The sequence below is a fragment of the Kitasatospora sp. NPDC023176 genome (assembly GCF_055560495.1).
Window position 1 is genome coordinate 43196 of record NZ_JBVHIP010000023.1, and the last position, 13576, is coordinate 56771.

General features: G+C 74.0%; 19 protein-coding genes. 16 read left to right on the top strand and 3 right to left on the bottom strand.

The window, feature by feature from the left end:
• Positions 1 to 32 precede the first annotated feature (32 nt).
• Together ACZ3YL_RS27285 and sigK (ACZ3YL_RS27290) are read right to left on the bottom strand one after the other, a co-directional pair.
• The gene (locus ACZ3YL_RS27285; RefSeq protein WP_465660184.1) at positions 33 to 776 is read right to left on the bottom strand and encodes an anti-sigma factor; all 744 of its coding nucleotides are present in this window, start codon (positions 774 to 776) and stop codon (positions 33 to 35) included.
• Entirely contained in the window at positions 773 to 1357 is a 585-nt protein-coding gene (sigK, locus tag ACZ3YL_RS27290) for an ECF RNA polymerase sigma factor SigK (protein WP_188306993.1), read from the bottom strand. The genes ACZ3YL_RS27285 and sigK (ACZ3YL_RS27290) overlap by 4 nt, the downstream gene beginning before the upstream one ends.
• 538 nt (positions 1358 to 1895) lie before the next feature.
• Between sigK (ACZ3YL_RS27290) and ACZ3YL_RS27295 the strand changes: the two genes are divergently transcribed.
• The 12 genes from ACZ3YL_RS27295 (at position 1896) to ACZ3YL_RS27350 (ending at position 10794) form a co-directional block, all read left to right on the top strand.
• A complete protein-coding gene (locus tag ACZ3YL_RS27295) occupies positions 1896 to 3158 on the top strand; it encodes an NAD(P)/FAD-dependent oxidoreductase (protein ID WP_188306992.1) in 1263 nt (420 codons plus the stop codon).
• On the top strand, positions 3155 to 3934 hold the full coding sequence (locus ACZ3YL_RS27300) for a DUF1365 domain-containing protein (RefSeq protein ID WP_465660185.1): 780 nt from the start codon (positions 3155 to 3157) through the stop codon (positions 3932 to 3934). The genes ACZ3YL_RS27295 and ACZ3YL_RS27300 overlap by 4 nt, the downstream gene beginning before the upstream one ends.
• A complete protein-coding gene (locus ACZ3YL_RS27305; protein WP_465660186.1) occupies positions 3931 to 5220 on the top strand; it encodes a class I SAM-dependent methyltransferase in 1290 nt (429 codons plus the stop codon). The genes ACZ3YL_RS27300 and ACZ3YL_RS27305 overlap by 4 nt, the downstream gene beginning before the upstream one ends.
• Positions 5217 to 5504 carry a class I SAM-dependent methyltransferase gene (locus ACZ3YL_RS27310; RefSeq protein WP_465660187.1) on the top strand — a complete coding sequence of 96 codons (288 nt, stop codon included), beginning with the start codon at positions 5217 to 5219 and terminating at the stop codon, positions 5502 to 5504. The genes ACZ3YL_RS27305 and ACZ3YL_RS27310 overlap by 4 nt, the downstream gene beginning before the upstream one ends.
• On the top strand, positions 5501 to 6295 hold the full coding sequence (locus tag ACZ3YL_RS27315) for a DUF1295 domain-containing protein (protein WP_188306988.1): 795 nt from the start codon (positions 5501 to 5503) through the stop codon (positions 6293 to 6295). The genes ACZ3YL_RS27310 and ACZ3YL_RS27315 overlap by 4 nt, the downstream gene beginning before the upstream one ends.
• Positions 6296 to 6369: 74 nt before the next feature.
• Positions 6370 to 7059, top strand: coding sequence for an alpha/beta fold hydrolase (locus tag ACZ3YL_RS27320; protein ID WP_465660188.1), 690 nt, complete (start codon positions 6370 to 6372; stop codon positions 7057 to 7059).
• 102 nt (positions 7060 to 7161) lie between these two features.
• Positions 7162 to 7971, top strand: a complete 810-nt coding sequence (locus tag ACZ3YL_RS27325) for a ferritin-like domain-containing protein (RefSeq protein WP_465660189.1) — start codon at positions 7162 to 7164, stop codon at positions 7969 to 7971.
• Positions 7968 to 8780 carry a ferritin-like domain-containing protein gene (locus ACZ3YL_RS27330; protein WP_465660190.1) on the top strand — a complete coding sequence of 271 codons (813 nt, stop codon included), beginning with the start codon at positions 7968 to 7970 and terminating at the stop codon, positions 8778 to 8780. Before ACZ3YL_RS27325 ends, ACZ3YL_RS27330 begins: the two co-directional genes overlap by 4 nt.
• A 637-nt stretch (positions 8781 to 9417) precedes the next feature.
• Positions 9418 to 9648: a hypothetical protein gene (locus ACZ3YL_RS27335; protein WP_188307006.1), complete on the top strand. Its 231-nt coding sequence runs from the start codon at positions 9418 to 9420 to the stop codon at positions 9646 to 9648.
• Between the two features lies 1 nt (position 9649).
• The gene (locus tag ACZ3YL_RS27340; RefSeq protein WP_317621248.1) at positions 9650 to 9802 is read left to right on the top strand and encodes an FAD-dependent oxidoreductase; all 153 of its coding nucleotides are present in this window, start codon (positions 9650 to 9652) and stop codon (positions 9800 to 9802) included.
• 108 nt (positions 9803 to 9910) lie between these two features.
• Positions 9911 to 10579, top strand: a complete 669-nt coding sequence (gene sigK / locus ACZ3YL_RS27345; RefSeq protein ID WP_465660191.1) for an ECF RNA polymerase sigma factor SigK — start codon at positions 9911 to 9913, stop codon at positions 10577 to 10579.
• Complete coding sequence (locus tag ACZ3YL_RS27350) at positions 10576 to 10794, top strand: DUF6480 family protein (protein WP_188306985.1); 219 nt, start codon at positions 10576 to 10578, stop codon at positions 10792 to 10794. Before sigK (ACZ3YL_RS27345) ends, ACZ3YL_RS27350 begins: the two co-directional genes overlap by 4 nt.
• Positions 10795 to 11009: 215 nt before the next feature.
• Here the strand turns inward: ACZ3YL_RS27350 and ACZ3YL_RS27355 are convergent, their stop codons facing one another.
• Positions 11010 to 11387 carry a winged helix-turn-helix transcriptional regulator gene (locus ACZ3YL_RS27355; RefSeq protein ID WP_188306984.1) on the bottom strand — a complete coding sequence of 126 codons (378 nt, stop codon included), beginning with the start codon at positions 11385 to 11387 and terminating at the stop codon, positions 11010 to 11012.
• 139 nt (positions 11388 to 11526) lie between these two features.
• Here ACZ3YL_RS27355 and ACZ3YL_RS27360 point away from each other — a divergent pair, with 139 nt between their 5' ends.
• The 4 genes from ACZ3YL_RS27360 to ACZ3YL_RS27375 are packed head-to-tail and all read left to right on the top strand — an operon-like array spanning position 11527 to position 13522.
• Positions 11527 to 12495, top strand: coding sequence for an NADP-dependent oxidoreductase (locus ACZ3YL_RS27360; protein WP_465660192.1), 969 nt, complete (start codon positions 11527 to 11529; stop codon positions 12493 to 12495).
• Between the two features lie 57 nt (positions 12496 to 12552).
• Positions 12553 to 12873 (top strand): NIPSNAP family protein, encoded by a 321-nt coding sequence (locus tag ACZ3YL_RS27365; protein WP_465660193.1) that lies wholly within the window; start codon positions 12553 to 12555, stop codon positions 12871 to 12873.
• 32 nt (positions 12874 to 12905) lie between these two features.
• Positions 12906 to 13352 carry a GlcG/HbpS family heme-binding protein gene (locus tag ACZ3YL_RS27370; protein WP_188306981.1) on the top strand — a complete coding sequence of 149 codons (447 nt, stop codon included), beginning with the start codon at positions 12906 to 12908 and terminating at the stop codon, positions 13350 to 13352.
• Positions 13353 to 13369: 17 nt separating this feature from the next.
• The gene (locus ACZ3YL_RS27375) at positions 13370 to 13522 is read left to right on the top strand and encodes a hypothetical protein (RefSeq protein ID WP_465660194.1); all 153 of its coding nucleotides are present in this window, start codon (positions 13370 to 13372) and stop codon (positions 13520 to 13522) included.
• Positions 13523 to 13576 lie beyond the last annotated feature (54 nt).

The following is a 13576-nucleotide window of genomic DNA, read 5'->3' on the forward strand; positions in this document are numbered from 1 at the left end:
TCGGCCTGACGGCAGGGTCGGGCCGGCTCGGGTCAGGTGAAGGACAGGAGCATGACCGGCGTCGTGGTGGGGTGCGCGGAGCCGCCCGCCGGTTCGACGGTGACGCCGATGCCGCGTGCCCCGTCCGGTGGCCCGGTCAGCAGGAGGACGCCGTCGCCGGTGGGCAGCAGGCCGGCCGGGCGCATCGTCCCCGCGTCGTTGAACCACAGCTCGTACGTGCTGCCCTCGGCCGGGTCAGGCATGCCGGAGGCCAGGAAGCCGGCCTGGCCGCGGCTGTTCGACCACACCACCGTGCCCACGCCGATGCCTCCAGTGGCAGCACCGGTGGCGGTGCGGGCGTCGGGCGCGGTGAGGAGGCCGGCGAAACGGTCCTGCTGCTGCTGAAGCGCGGCGGCGCGGGCCCGTGCCTGCTCGGCCTGCTGGTTCTGCTGCACGGCCACGGCGCCGGCGCCGGCGGTCAGCGCGAGACAGGCCGCCAGGGCGAGCTTTGCCCAGCTCCTGGTGAGGCGGCCGCGCCGGCGCCCCGGGGCGGGAGTGACGTTCGGGGCCTCCTGGCGCAGCGTCGGCAGCGCGGCCATCACCCGGTCCTTCAGGGCCGGTGGGGGGAGGAGGGCCTGGGCGGCGCCGAGCCGGGCGAGGGTGGCGGCGAACTCGGCGACTTCCTGGGCGCAGGCCGCGCAGTTGGCCAGGTGGCGTTCGAACTCGGCGCTCTCGGCGGGGTCGAGGGAGTGGGTGGCGTAGGCGCCGGTGAGGGTGTGCAGGTCGGCGGCGCTCATGTTCCTACCCCCAGGCAGTCGCGCAGGCGGATCAGTCCGTCGCGCATGCGGGTCTTGACGGTGCCCAGCGGGGCACCGAGGACGTCGGCGACCTGGGGGTAGGTGTAGCCGCGGTAGTACGCCAGCGTCAACGCCTCGCGTTGGAGTTCGGTGAGCGACTTCATGCATCGCCGCACCTGCTCGCGTTCCAGTCTGCTCTCGACCTGTTCGGCGACCTCGTCGAACTCGGCGGTGCCGGAGGCGGCCGCCGCGCGCCGGTCGCGGTCGGCGGCGGCCTGCGCCGAGCGGACCCGGTCCACCGCGCGCCGGTGGGCGATCGTCAGCACCCACGCCATCACCTCGCCGCGCTCGGCCCGGTAGCGGGCGGCGGTGCGCCAGACCTCCAGCAGCACCTCCTGGGCGACCTCCTCGGACTGGGCGGGGTCCCGCAGCACCCGTCGCACCAGGCCCAGCACCGGGGCGGCCACCGTGTCGTACAGCCGGGAGAAGGCGTCCTGGTCGCCGCGGGCGACTCTGGTGAGGAGCTCTTTGAGGTCCGGGCCCGGCCGTCCGGGGCCAGACAGGTGGACGACGGCGCTCATCCGACCGCTCCTCGGGGGCAACGGGCGGGCGGCGAGCCCCACGGACGGACGGCGGGCATCATGAGCCTCCCCACGACGAGGCCGGGGACGGACCACCGGCCAGGTGTACAGAACTGCGGGCACGTGGTCTTCGGTGCCGACGGGCCGTCGGATTGGTCCCGGCTGTCGCCGGTTTCGCCGCCGGTGTGCGCAGCGGAGATCGGAGCCCCCCCCTCCCGTCCGGGCCGTTCCTCCGGCAGGGCCCGTCTCCGGGAGCGCGGCGGCCGGAGCGGTGGCGGCCGGAGCGGTGGGTGCTGCGGACCGCTCACCACCGGGGATGGGGCCCTCGGCCCGTGGCGGAACTCGGGCCCGGCGCCGCCGCTGTCGCTGTGACGTTCGGAGCAATCCCCTCCCGGGTGTGCTCCGAAGACACAGTGAGCACAGGTCGGCGGGCCCTGAGGAGGGCCGCCCGTGACGGAGGGCGCACGTGGTGTTCGCAGTGGAAACGTGGCGGGCGGGCGTGCCCGCGGGGCGCCCCGGTGGCGCGGGAGGCGGCACGGTGGCCGTGGTCGGGGCCGGAGTCGCGGGCCTGACGGCTGCCTTCCGGCTGCACCGTGCGGGCCGTGCGGTGCAGCTGTTCGAGGCCGACGAGCGCCTCGGCGGGCACGCCCACACCCAGCGGGCCGTCGGCGCCGACGGCCGCCCGGTGGCGCTGGACACCGGGTTCCTGGTGCACAACGAGCGGACCTACCCGCATCTGGTGGCGATGTTCCGGGAGCTGGGCGTTCCCACCCGGGCGAGCGACATGAGCATGTCGGTGTGCTGCGACGGCTGCGGGCTGGAGTACGCGGGGGCGCGCGGGCCCGGCGGGCTGATCGCACGGCCGGACACGCTGCGGCGAGGCCGGTACCTGCGGATGCTGGGCGAGGTGCCCCGCTTCCACCGCCGGGCCCGCGCCCTGCTGGCCGACCCGGGGGCGGGGGAGCCGACGCTGCGCGAGTTCCTGGTGGCCGGCGGCTTCTCCCGCTACTTCACGGGCCACTTCATGACCCCGCTGGTCGCCGCCGTCTGGTCCTGCGCACCGGACGCGGCCGGCGACTACCCCGCGCGGTACCTGTTCACGTTCCTGGCCAACCACGGCCTGCTGTCCGTCACCGGATCACCGCGCTGGCGCACCGTGGTGGGTGGCTCGCAGGCCTACGTGGCCCGGATCGCCGGGCAGTTGCCCGTGGTCCACCGCGCGGCGCCGGTGCGGGCGGTGCGCCGGCACGGCGACGGCGTGGCGGTGACCACCGAGGACGGCCGTACCGCCGACGTCGACGCCGTGGTGATCGCCACCCACGCGGACCAGGCGCTCGCCCTGCTGGCCGACCCGAGCCGGGCCGAGCGGGAGGTGCTCGGCGCGTTCGGCTACTCACGCAACCCCGCCGTGCTGCACCGCGACGCCTCCCGGCTGCCCGGCGCCCCCCGGGCCCGGGCCTCCTGGAACTACCGGATGGCGCGGTGCTCGGACGGCGCCGCGGGTGTGCGGGTCAGCTACCACCTCAACCGGCTGCTCGGACTCGACACGGCCGAGGACTACCTGGTGACCCTCAACGAGGACCCGGACCACCCCGTCCCGGCCGAGCACGTCATCTCCCGCACCGTGTACGAGCACCCGGTCTACACCCGTGAGAGCGTCGCCGCCCAGGCCGGACTGCCCGCACTCACCACCGGGCGGACCGCGTTCGCCGGCGCCTACCACGGCTGGGGCTTCCACGAGGACGGCTGCCGCTCGGGCCTCACGGCCGCCCACGCCCTGCTCGGGGTGAGCACACCATGACCGCGAACCCGGCAGCCCCGGCCGACGCGGCCGCGCCACCCGTCCTGCCGGGGCCGTGGGGCGCGGCCCTGTACGAGTGCCGGATCTCCCACGTGCGCACCGGCCCGGTGCGCAACGCCTTCACCCACCGCACCTATCTGTGGCTGGTCGACCTCGACCGGCTGCCGGCCATCCCCTGGCCGCTGCGGTGGCTCGCCTCCTTCCCCGTCCGGGAACGAGGGGTGTCGCTGCGCCAGGACCTCGACCGCTACCTGCGCGGCGAGGGCATCGACCTGGCCGGCGGCCGGGTGCGGATGCTGGCCCACGCCCGCTCGCTGGGGTACGTCTTCAACCCGCTGACCCTCTACTGGTGCCGGGACGGCGCCGGCCGCCCGGTCTGCACGGTGGCAGAGGTCCACAACACCTACGGCGGCCGCCACCGCTACCTGCTGAGCCCCGACGAGCGGGGCCGGGCCGACGTGGCGAAGGAGTTCTACGTCTCGCCGTTCTTCCCCGTCGACGGCCGGTACCGGATGACGCTGCCGGAACCGGGCGAGCGCCTCGCCCTGTCCGTCCGACTGGAGCGCGAAGGCGGGCGCCCCTTCACCGCCACCGTGCGCGGCACCCGCCACCCGGCCGGTGTCACCCGGCTGCTGCGGGCCGCGGCCCGCCACCCCCTGTCGACCCTGGCGGTCAGCGCCCACATCCGCTTCCAGGGCATCCGGCTCCTGCTGCGCGGCCTGCCCGTCCATCCCCGCCCCACCCACGCCCCTCATGAGAAGGTTCCCGCCCCATGACCCTGCCAGTCCGGTTCCTCGCGCCGTCGGCGCCTGCGGCGGTCGATGCGCGGCAGTGGCCCGACGTGGCCCGCCTCCCGCACGTCCCGGCCCGCGCGGCGGTGGCCCAGCGGCTGCTGCGCCGCATCGCCCGCCGCCGCGGCCTGCGCGTCGAGCTGCCGTACGGCCGTCTGCTCGCCCCCGCTCCCGCCGAAGCCCCGGTGCTGCGCCTGCACCGGCCCGGCGCCTTCTTCCACCGGATCGGGGAGAGCGGGCTGATCGGCTTCGGCGAGTCCTACCAGGCCGGCGACTGGGACTCACCCGACCTGGTCGCGCTGCTCACCGAACTGGCCACCGCCCCCGAGACGCTCGTGCCCACCGGCGCGCACTGGCTGCGCCGCCTGTACGTCAAACGGCCGCCCGCCGCCGAGTTGAGCACGCCCGGCAACGCCCGTGCGAACGTCCACCGGCACTACGACCTCTCCAACGACCTGTTCGCGCTCTTCCTCGACGCCACCATGTCCTACTCCTCGGCGATCTTCCCGACCGGACCGGGCGGAGCGCCGGCCGCCTCCTGGGACCTGTTGGCCGCAGCCCAGCACCGCAAGATCGACCGGCTCCTCGACCTGGCCGACGTGGGGCCGGGCAGCCGGGTGCTGGAGATCGGTACCGGCTGGGGCGAACTCGCGATCCGCGCCGCCACCCGCGGCGCCCGGGTGGTCAGCCTCACCCTCTCCGAGGAACAGCAGGCACTCGCGCGCCACCGGATCGCCGACGCCGGTCTCGCGGAGTGCGTCGAGGTACGGCTGTGCGACTACCGCGCGGCCGAGGGCGAGTACGACGCGGTGGTGAGCGTGGAGATGATCGAGGCGGTCGGCCGGCCGTTCTGGCCCGTCTACTTCGCCACCATCGACCGCGTCCTGGCACCGGGCGGACGGGCGGCCGTGCAGGCGATCACCATGCCGCACGAGCGGATGCTGGCCAGCAGCGGCACCTACACCTGGATCCTCAAGTACATCTTCCCCGGCGGCCAGATCCCCTCCCTCGATGCGATCCGCCAGGCCACCAGCCGCCACACGACCCTGCGCGTGACGGCCTGCGACCCGTTCGGCCCGCACTACGCGCAGACCCTGCGGCTGTGGCGCCAACGCTTCACCGAACGGGCCGACCTGGTCGACGCCCTCGGCTTCGACCAGGTGTTCCAGCGGATGTGGGAGCTGTACCTGGCCTACTCCGAGGCCGGCTTCCGCACCGGCTACCTCGACGTCCAGCAGATCCTCCTCACCCGTCCGGAGTCCACCCGATGACCCCCGCCCAGTGTCCGGAGGTGCGCAACGCCGAGGCGCTGCGCGAGCACTACGCCCGCACCATCGACGCCTGGCACGACAACCTGCGCGACCAGCGGGCCGAACTCACCGCTCTGGTGGGCGCGGCGACGGTACGGCTGTGGCAGCTCTACCTGGCCGGCAGCTCACCGGCCTTCGCCGAGCGCAGGATGGGCGTGGACCAGATCCTCGCCGTCCGCCCCGCCGCGGACGGCACGAGCGGCGCCCCCGCGACGGCGGCCCGGTGGTACCGGGGGCAGCCGTGAACGGCACCGCCTTCGCCGTCAACCTGGCCGCCACGGCCGGTGTAGCCCTGGCCGTCCTGCTGGCCGCCTTCGTCATCGGGGTGCGTGCCGGCCGCCACCGCGGTGTCGACGTCGCCTGGGGCCTGGCCTTCACCGCCGTCGCCTGGACCGGCTGGGCGCTGTCCGCCGGGCACGGCGACGCGGGACGCCGTCTGCTGGCCACCGCCCTGGTCACCGTGTGGGGGCTGCGGCTGTCGGCGCACATCCGGTCGCGTTCGCGCGGGCACGGGGAGGACCCGCGCTACGACCGGATGCTCGCCAAGGCCCCCGCCGGACGCCGCGACGGCTACGCCCTGCGCGTGGTCTACCTGTTGCAGGCCGCGATCGTCTGGTTCGTGTCCCTGCCGGTGCAGGCCGCCCAGTACCTCACCGCGCCGCTGGGGCCGCTCACCTGGGCCACGCTCGGCCTGTGGGCGGTGGGGATGTTCTTCGAGACCGTGGGCGACTGGCAACTGGCCCGCTTCAAGGCCGATGCCGCGAACCGCGGCAAGATCATGGACCGCGGCCTGTGGGCCCTCACCCGCCACCCCAACTACTTCGGCGACGCCTGCGTCTGGTGGGCCCTGTTCCTGCTCGCGGCGGCCGACCCGGTCGGCTGGGCGTTCGTGCTCAGCCCGGTCCTGATGACCTACCTGCTGGCGTTCGGCAGCGGAAAGCCCCTGCTGGAACGCCGGCTCGGTGCCGACAAGCCGGGCTGGGACGCCTACGTCGCGCGGACCAGCGGCTTCCTGCCGCGCAGGCCACGCCGGTGAACCCGTCGCGGCGAGCGCCCGGTGAGCCGACGGCGGCGCCGACGACCGTCCGCCCCGGCACGGAGAGGCTTCATGTGCAGCGCCTGCCCGAGCGGCCCGCCGCCGCGGTCCTGCTGCTGCACGGCGGCCGCGCGGACAGCATGCGGCCGGTCTCCCGGTTCAGCCTGGCCGCGCTGCGCATGTGCTTCTTCGCGGCGGAGATCGAACACCGCACCTGGGGCGGCGAGATCCTCCTCGCGGCGGTCCGCTACCGGTACCGGGGCTGGAACGGGCACCGCGCCGATCCCGTCCGCGACGCGGCCCAGGCCCTCGACGCGCTGTCCGCCCTCGCTCCGGGGGTGCCCGTGATCCTGATCGGGCACTCGATGGGAGGGCGCGCGGCCCTGGCCGCCGCAGGCCACGACACGGTGCGCGGGGTGATCGCGCTGGCGCCCTGGTGCCCGCCCGACGATCCCGTGGCCCAGTTGCGCGGCAAGGCCGCCGTCTTCCTGCACGACGACACGGACCGCGTCACCTCCGCCGAGCAGACGCGGGCCTTCGCCCGCCGGGCGGAGGCGGCCGGAGCCGACGTCCAGGTGGTGGCGCTGACCGCGGGCGGCCACGCGATGCTCCGCGGCGCCCGCCGCTGGCACCGGCTGACCGCCGACCACACGGCCGCGATCCTGACCAGGGGCCCACACCCGGCGGACACCGCCCGCCGCCCCGGCGGCAGCGGGCGCCGGCTCGGGGCAGACGAAGGGGCCCGCCGTCACCCGGACGGGTGAATCACCGGGTTCCCGGGCCGACCGGGCAAGCCGACGGCCGGGCGGCGCCGAAGGCATGACGTACGAGCCCGCGAGCCGCGGGCTCCGGCATGGGACTGGAGCATGATGCCTGCAGAGCGCATCGACACCCGACTGCTGGAAGAACTCACCGAGCAGTCACAGGACTTGAACAGCGACGCGGTGCGGATCACGCGCGGGGCGCTGGCCGACTTCGGGCAGGCCGCCGAGCCCGTCCGGCGTCGCTGGTGGCAGCGCGGCGGGTTCCTGGCCGGCGTGGCGGGCACGGCCGCGCTGCTCGGCGGTACCCGGGCCTTCGCCGACAGCCCGTCGCCGTCCGGATCCGTGGCGGACGACATCATGGCGCTGCAGACCGCCGCGTCGATCGAGAACCTGGCGGTGGCCGTCTACCGGACCGCTGCCGGGCTGCCGTTCATCAAGGACGGCAACAAGACGGTGGCCGCGTTCATCGCCAAGACGACCGAGCAGCACCAGGCCCACGCCAAGGCGTTCAACGCCGCCGCCACGCAGGCCGGCGGCAAGGCCCAGAACGACCCGGACCCGAAGTACAAGGCCGTCGTCGACCAGGCGCTGCCCACCATCAAGGGCCCGGCCGACGTGGTCAAGCTCGCCATCGCCCTGGAGGACGTCGCCGCGCAGACCTACACCAAGAACGTCGGACAGGTCTCCAACCCGGACCTGCGCAGGCTCTTCGCCTCCGTCGCCCCCGTGGAGGCCCAGCACCGCGCCACCCTGCTGGCCGTGCAGGCCCTGCTGGCGGGCAACGCCCCGGACCTGATCACCATCCCGGTCGACCCGGCGAAGCTGCCCGCCGCGGCCGGCAGCGTCGGCTTCCCCGACGCCTTCTACCAGACCGACAGTGCTTCGCCGATCAGTGAAGGGGCCGTCAAGTGACCGCGCACGACTGGGAGCTCCAGATCAGCGAAGGCGAACTCGCCCGTCTCACGGCGGACATGGAGGAGGCGCACCGGACGACGCTGCCCGCGATGCGCGCGAGCGCCGTCGACCTGGGTGAGGAGATCCGCGCCCGCCGGGGCGGTGAGCCGCGCGACGCCGGGCGGCGGCGGTTCCTGCTCGGCGCCGGCGGCGCCGCGGTCGCACTCACGCTGGCGGCCTGCTCCAGCAGCAAGTCCACCACCAGTCCCCCCGCGCCTTCCGGCAGTTCCTCCATGCCGCCGTCCGGCTCCGGGTCGGGGCAGTACACCGGCGACCTGTTGGTCGTCGCCCTGGCCGTCGCGCTGGAGAACCAGGCCGTCGGCGCCTACCAGGCCGCCCTCGACGCCGCGAAGGCGGGAAAGCTCGGCACCGTCCCCCCGGCGGTGGCCGCCTTCGTCACCACCGCGATGGGCCAGCACGCCGACCACGCCAAGGCGTGGAACGCCGTCCTCACCGGCGCGGGCAAGCCCGCGATCACGAACGTGCCGCTCTCCAACCAGGCCGACACCGCCGAGGCACTGGGCAAGGCCGCCAGCGTGGGCGACGTCGCCAAACTCGCCCTGATGCTGGAGGACCAGGCCGCCCAGACCTACCTCTTCGCGACCTACAACGTCACCAGCCCCGCCGGCATCGCCACCGCCGCCACCATCGCCCCCGTCGAGGCCATGCACGCCGCCATCCTCAACTACGTCCTCGGCCAGTACCCCGTCCCCGACGACTTCCTGCCCACCGACAAGGCCGCCAGCCCCACCCTGCTCACCGTCTGAGCGGCGCCCGGACCGGTGCGTGCCCGGGAGACACCCCCGAGCCCGGGCACGCACCTCCCCGCTGCCCCGGAACGGGCGGCAGATCAGGCCGAGCGGGCGGCCCGCCCGTTCAGTCCACACCGTTGTGTCACCCCCGACGCCGCGACCAGTGCCATCACCGACGGACTCACCCCCGCTGACGTCAAGAACCGCTGCCCCACCACCTTCCCCCTACCTCGGCCTGCCCGACGACGGCTACCACCACCCGTCCACCTGACCGGCCGACTGCCGCGGCGCGGCGTGCACGACACCCCGTCCCGCGGCATGCCCACGGCGCCCAACTCCCGGACAGACGAGCGAGAACGAGCCCATGACCCACCCCCGCCCCCACCCCCGTGCGCCGCTGGCCGCCCCCCTCCCGCGAGGGCAGCGCCGTCCTGGAGATCGGCGGCACCCTCGGCGCCCTGATCATCCACACCGACCCGGCCGACGACCGCCGGGAGATCGAGGTCGGCCGCACCGACGACGAGACCACTCGCGCCCACGCGGCCGTCCCAGCCCGCCACCTGACAGCACACACCACCCACTGCGCCGTCGCCTCCCGGCTTCCGCCGGCCGCGGTGCGACGCCTGCCGCGGCGTTCTGCGCATCGACATCGGTGGAACGGCTGGCCGCTGGCCTCCGCTCCCTCGTGGTCACGCCCGCGCCGGTACTGGCGGCGATGGCGGAGGCCGGGGCCGCGACGGTGCGCGAGCGGTTCGGCATCGATGCGATGGCCGCGTCCCCGGCCGACGCCTACCGGGCCACGTGCCGCGAGGACCACCCTGCGGATCAGCCGCGCCACACGGAGCGAAAAGGCGGTGAGTGGGATGTCACGGAACGCAGCTGAGGTGATCGTCGTAGGGGCGGGCCTGTCGGGCCTCGCCTGCGCGTCGGACCTCACCGCCACCGGCCGCGACGTGCTGGTGGTCGAGGCCGGTGACGTCGTGGGCGGGCGGATGCGCACCGACGTGGTGCGGGGCTTCCGCCTCGACCGCGTCTGACCGCCGCACGGTGGTGACCCCCACAGCCGGACCGCAGCAGAGCCCCAGAAAACGCTGCACAAACGATTCGACTGGGCCTCCGGGACCGCATCGCCGCACCGTGGAGGCGTGACTTCGCACACCAGGACCGACAGCGGTCTGAGCTCGGCCGGCACCCGGGTGCCGGTGGCCGAGGACCTGCGTCGCCTCCTGAACCTCGCGGCCCGCGGTGACGAGGCCGCGTTCGAGGCGCTGTACCGCGCGGTCGCCGGACCGGTGTACGCAGTCGCGCAGCGGACGCTGCGCAGCCCGGCCCACGCCGAGGAGGTCGCCCAGGAGGTCCTCCTGGAAGTCTGGCGTACCGCCGCCGCCTACCGGCCCGAGCGCGGGTCGGTGATGACGTGGGTGCTGACCATCGCGCACCACCGGGCGGTGGACCGTGTGCGCTCCGCGCAGGCGTCCGCCGAGCGCGATCAGCGGGCCGGCTCCCGGGAACCGTCGCAGGACGATCCGCTGGACGAGCAGGCGGTGCGCTCGCTGGAGCGGCAGCGGGTCCGGTCCGCCCTCACGCACCTGAGCACGGCCCAGCGGGAGGCAGTTGTGCTGGCCTACTACGGCGGCTACACACAGCGGGAGATCGCCCACCGGGTGGGCGTGCCGCTGGGCACCGTCAAGACCCGGATCCGCGACGGCCTCATCCGGCTCCGGACGGCGATCACGCCCGACGGCGATCGTCCCCGGCCGAGCGAGACCGCGTCTCGATTCCTCGAACTTCCCAGCTGCGGGAGGACATCATGACAGTCGACCAGCAGATCCCCACCGGCGGGCGCCCCGCACCCGCGAGCCCTCCCACCGAGACGCCCGAGTGCGAGGCGTCGACGTGCTCGGGCATCTCGACTCCGGAGTCGGTCGAACTGCACACAGCCTGGCCCGGCTGGATTCCCCTGCTGGTGATCGCCGTCCTGGTGCTGTGCTGCGTGGGGTTCGCCGTAGGGAGGATCGCCGGATGGTGACGTCGTCCGTTACTGATGACTCACGGGTGAGCCGTCGTGCTGCGGGTGTCAGCGGCCGGCGACAGTTCCCCGGGTGTGGTCTGGCTCTGCACGGTTTCCGGTCACCGGGCCGTACGCTCATCTGCGGCTGAGCCGAGTGCGGAGACGGCGTCGCCCGTGATGTGCCGGTGGTCCTTGATGCCGGTGGCATCTGATGACCGGGGCTCCAGCCGCGGCTACGAAGCGACCGGCTCGGGCCGGAAGGCCTGGTCGATGTTGTCCTCGACCCAGGCGCGGAGTGCGTTGAGCGGGACGGCGGCGCTGTGGCCGAGCGGGGTGAGGGAGTACTCGACGTGCAGGGGGACGGCGGGGTAGACCGTGCGGTCGAGGATGCCGACGTCCTCCAGGCGGCGGAGTGCCTGGGTGAGGACCTTGGGGCTGACGCCCTGGAGTTTGCGCTGGAGTTCACCGAAGCGCTGGGGGCCGTCTTCGAGGGCGCCGATGGCCAGGGCGGACCACTTGTTGGCGAGCAGGTCGAGCAGAGCGCGGCAGGGGCACTGGGCGGCGTAGACATCGTGGTGCGAGTGCTGGCCGCTCGGGCAGGTGGTCGTCATGCTCACTCTCCTCACCAGGTCACTTCCCTATGGGAAGTAAGAGACCTTGAAGGTAACTATACCCACGGGGATAGCGTCGTGGACGTCATCGAGGGCCGCCAACGGGCCCCCGAAGGTTACTGGTTCAGGGAGATTTCGCATGTCCGCAGACACGATGCGCGCGGTGGTCCAGGACGGCTTCGGCGGGCCGGAGGTGCTGACGGTACGGCAGGTGCCGCGCCCGGTTCCGCTGCCGACCGAGGTGCTGGTGCGGGTGCACGCGGCCGGGATCAACCCGGTGGACTGGAAGACCCGCGGCGGCACCGGCATGGCCGGTCTGCTCGGTGAGCCGCCGTTCACCCTCGGCTGGGACGTGTCCGGCGTGGTGGAGGAGGTCGGCTTCGGTGTGACCACGCTGAAGGTCGGCGACGAGGTGTACGGCATGCCGTGGTTCCCCCGCGTCGCGAACGCCTACGCCGAGTACGTCACCGCCCCGGCCCGCCAGTGGGCCCGCAAGCCCGCCACCCTCGACCACGTGCACGCCGCCGCCGTGCCGCTGGCCGCGCTGACGGCCTGGCAGGCCGTCAGCGACACCGCCCACATCACCGCCGGCCAGCGCGTGCTGGTCACCGCCGCGGCCGGCGGCGTCGGCCACTTCGCCGTCCAGTTCGCCAAGCACCTGGGCGCCCACGTGATCGCCACCGCCAGCGCCGCCCGCCACCCCTGGCTCCGGGAACTCGGCGCCGACGAGACCGTCGATTACACCACCACCCGTTTCGAGGACGCCGTCTCCGACATCGACGTCGTCATCGAGCTGGTCGGAGATCCGGTCGACGGTTCCAGCTCCCGCTCGCTCAAGGTGCTGCGCCCCGGCGGCCTGCTGGTCACGATCCCGGCCGGCGTCTCCCCGGAACTCGCGCTGGCCGCCGAGGCCGTCGGGGTCCGAGTGACGCCGTTCCTGGTCGAGCCGGACGGCACCGCGCTGACCACGATCGCGGGGCTGATCGACGCCGGCGAGGTCGCCGTCGAGGTCGAGGAGACCTTCCCGCTGGAGCAGGCCGCTCGGGCCCACGCCCGCGGCGAGGCCGGTCGCACCCGCGGCAAGCTGGTCCTCACCGTCGCCGACTGACCGCCGCCAACTGACCGTCACCAACTGACCGTCACCGCAATCGCTTCGGAGCATCACATGTACTACGAGATCCGCCGCTACCAGGCCCAGCCGGGGCGCCGCGACGACTGGGTGCGGTACATGGAGGACGTGGTCATCCCGTTCCAGGCCTCCCTGGGCATGGACGTGACCGCCTCCTTCGTCGACGCCGAGGACGAGGACGGCTACGTCTGGATCCGCCGCTTCGAGGACGAGGCCCAGAGCGAGGCCGTGTCTGCGGCGGTCTACCAGCACGACCGCTGGAAGAACGAGATCGGCCCGGCCGTCCACGGCCTGCTGATCCCGGAGAAGTCCGTCGTCACCAAGGTCCTCCCCACCCCCGCCTCTTCCCTGAAGTAGCGGCCGCCCCACCGCAGGCAAGGAACTCCGCCATGAGCAGCGACATCCTCCAGAAGTCCACCCCCGCCTCCTCGATCAGTCAGGCCGCCGCCGGCGCCCTGATCGCCGCCGTGCACGCCGCCGCCGCCCGGATCGGCTTCACCGCAGCCGTCGCCGTCACCGACCACGGCGGGCACCTCAAGGCGTTCGACCGGGCCGACGACGCCCCCTTCCTCACCGCCGAGGTCGCCCTCGACAAGGCCTGGACCGCAGCCGCCTTCCACACCCCCACCCACGGGTGGAACGACTACCTGGCCAACCCGAAGATCGCGCCGCTGGGCGGCCATCCCCGGCTGATGGCGGTCGGCGGCGGCTACCCGATCACCGAGAGCGGCCGCTGCGTCGGCGGCCTCGGCATCTCCGGCGGCAGCTACGAACAGGACCGGCAGGCCGCCGAGGAGGCCCTCGCCGCCCTCGGGTTCGAGCTGCCGGCCCGCTGAGACCGCGTCGGGCACCGGTGCCCCGCGTCCGCCTCCGGCCCCCGCCCGGCCCGCGCCGACAGGTCGGAGGCGGGCACGTCGATGCGGCGCTGCACGACCACTACGGCTTCGACACCGCGATCGGCAGGGTCATCGTCACCCTGGAACTCCACGCCGATCAGCCGGCCTGACACACGGCCACCGTCTGGGGCGGCTGCCAGCCGGGCGCCCGCCGCGACGGCAGG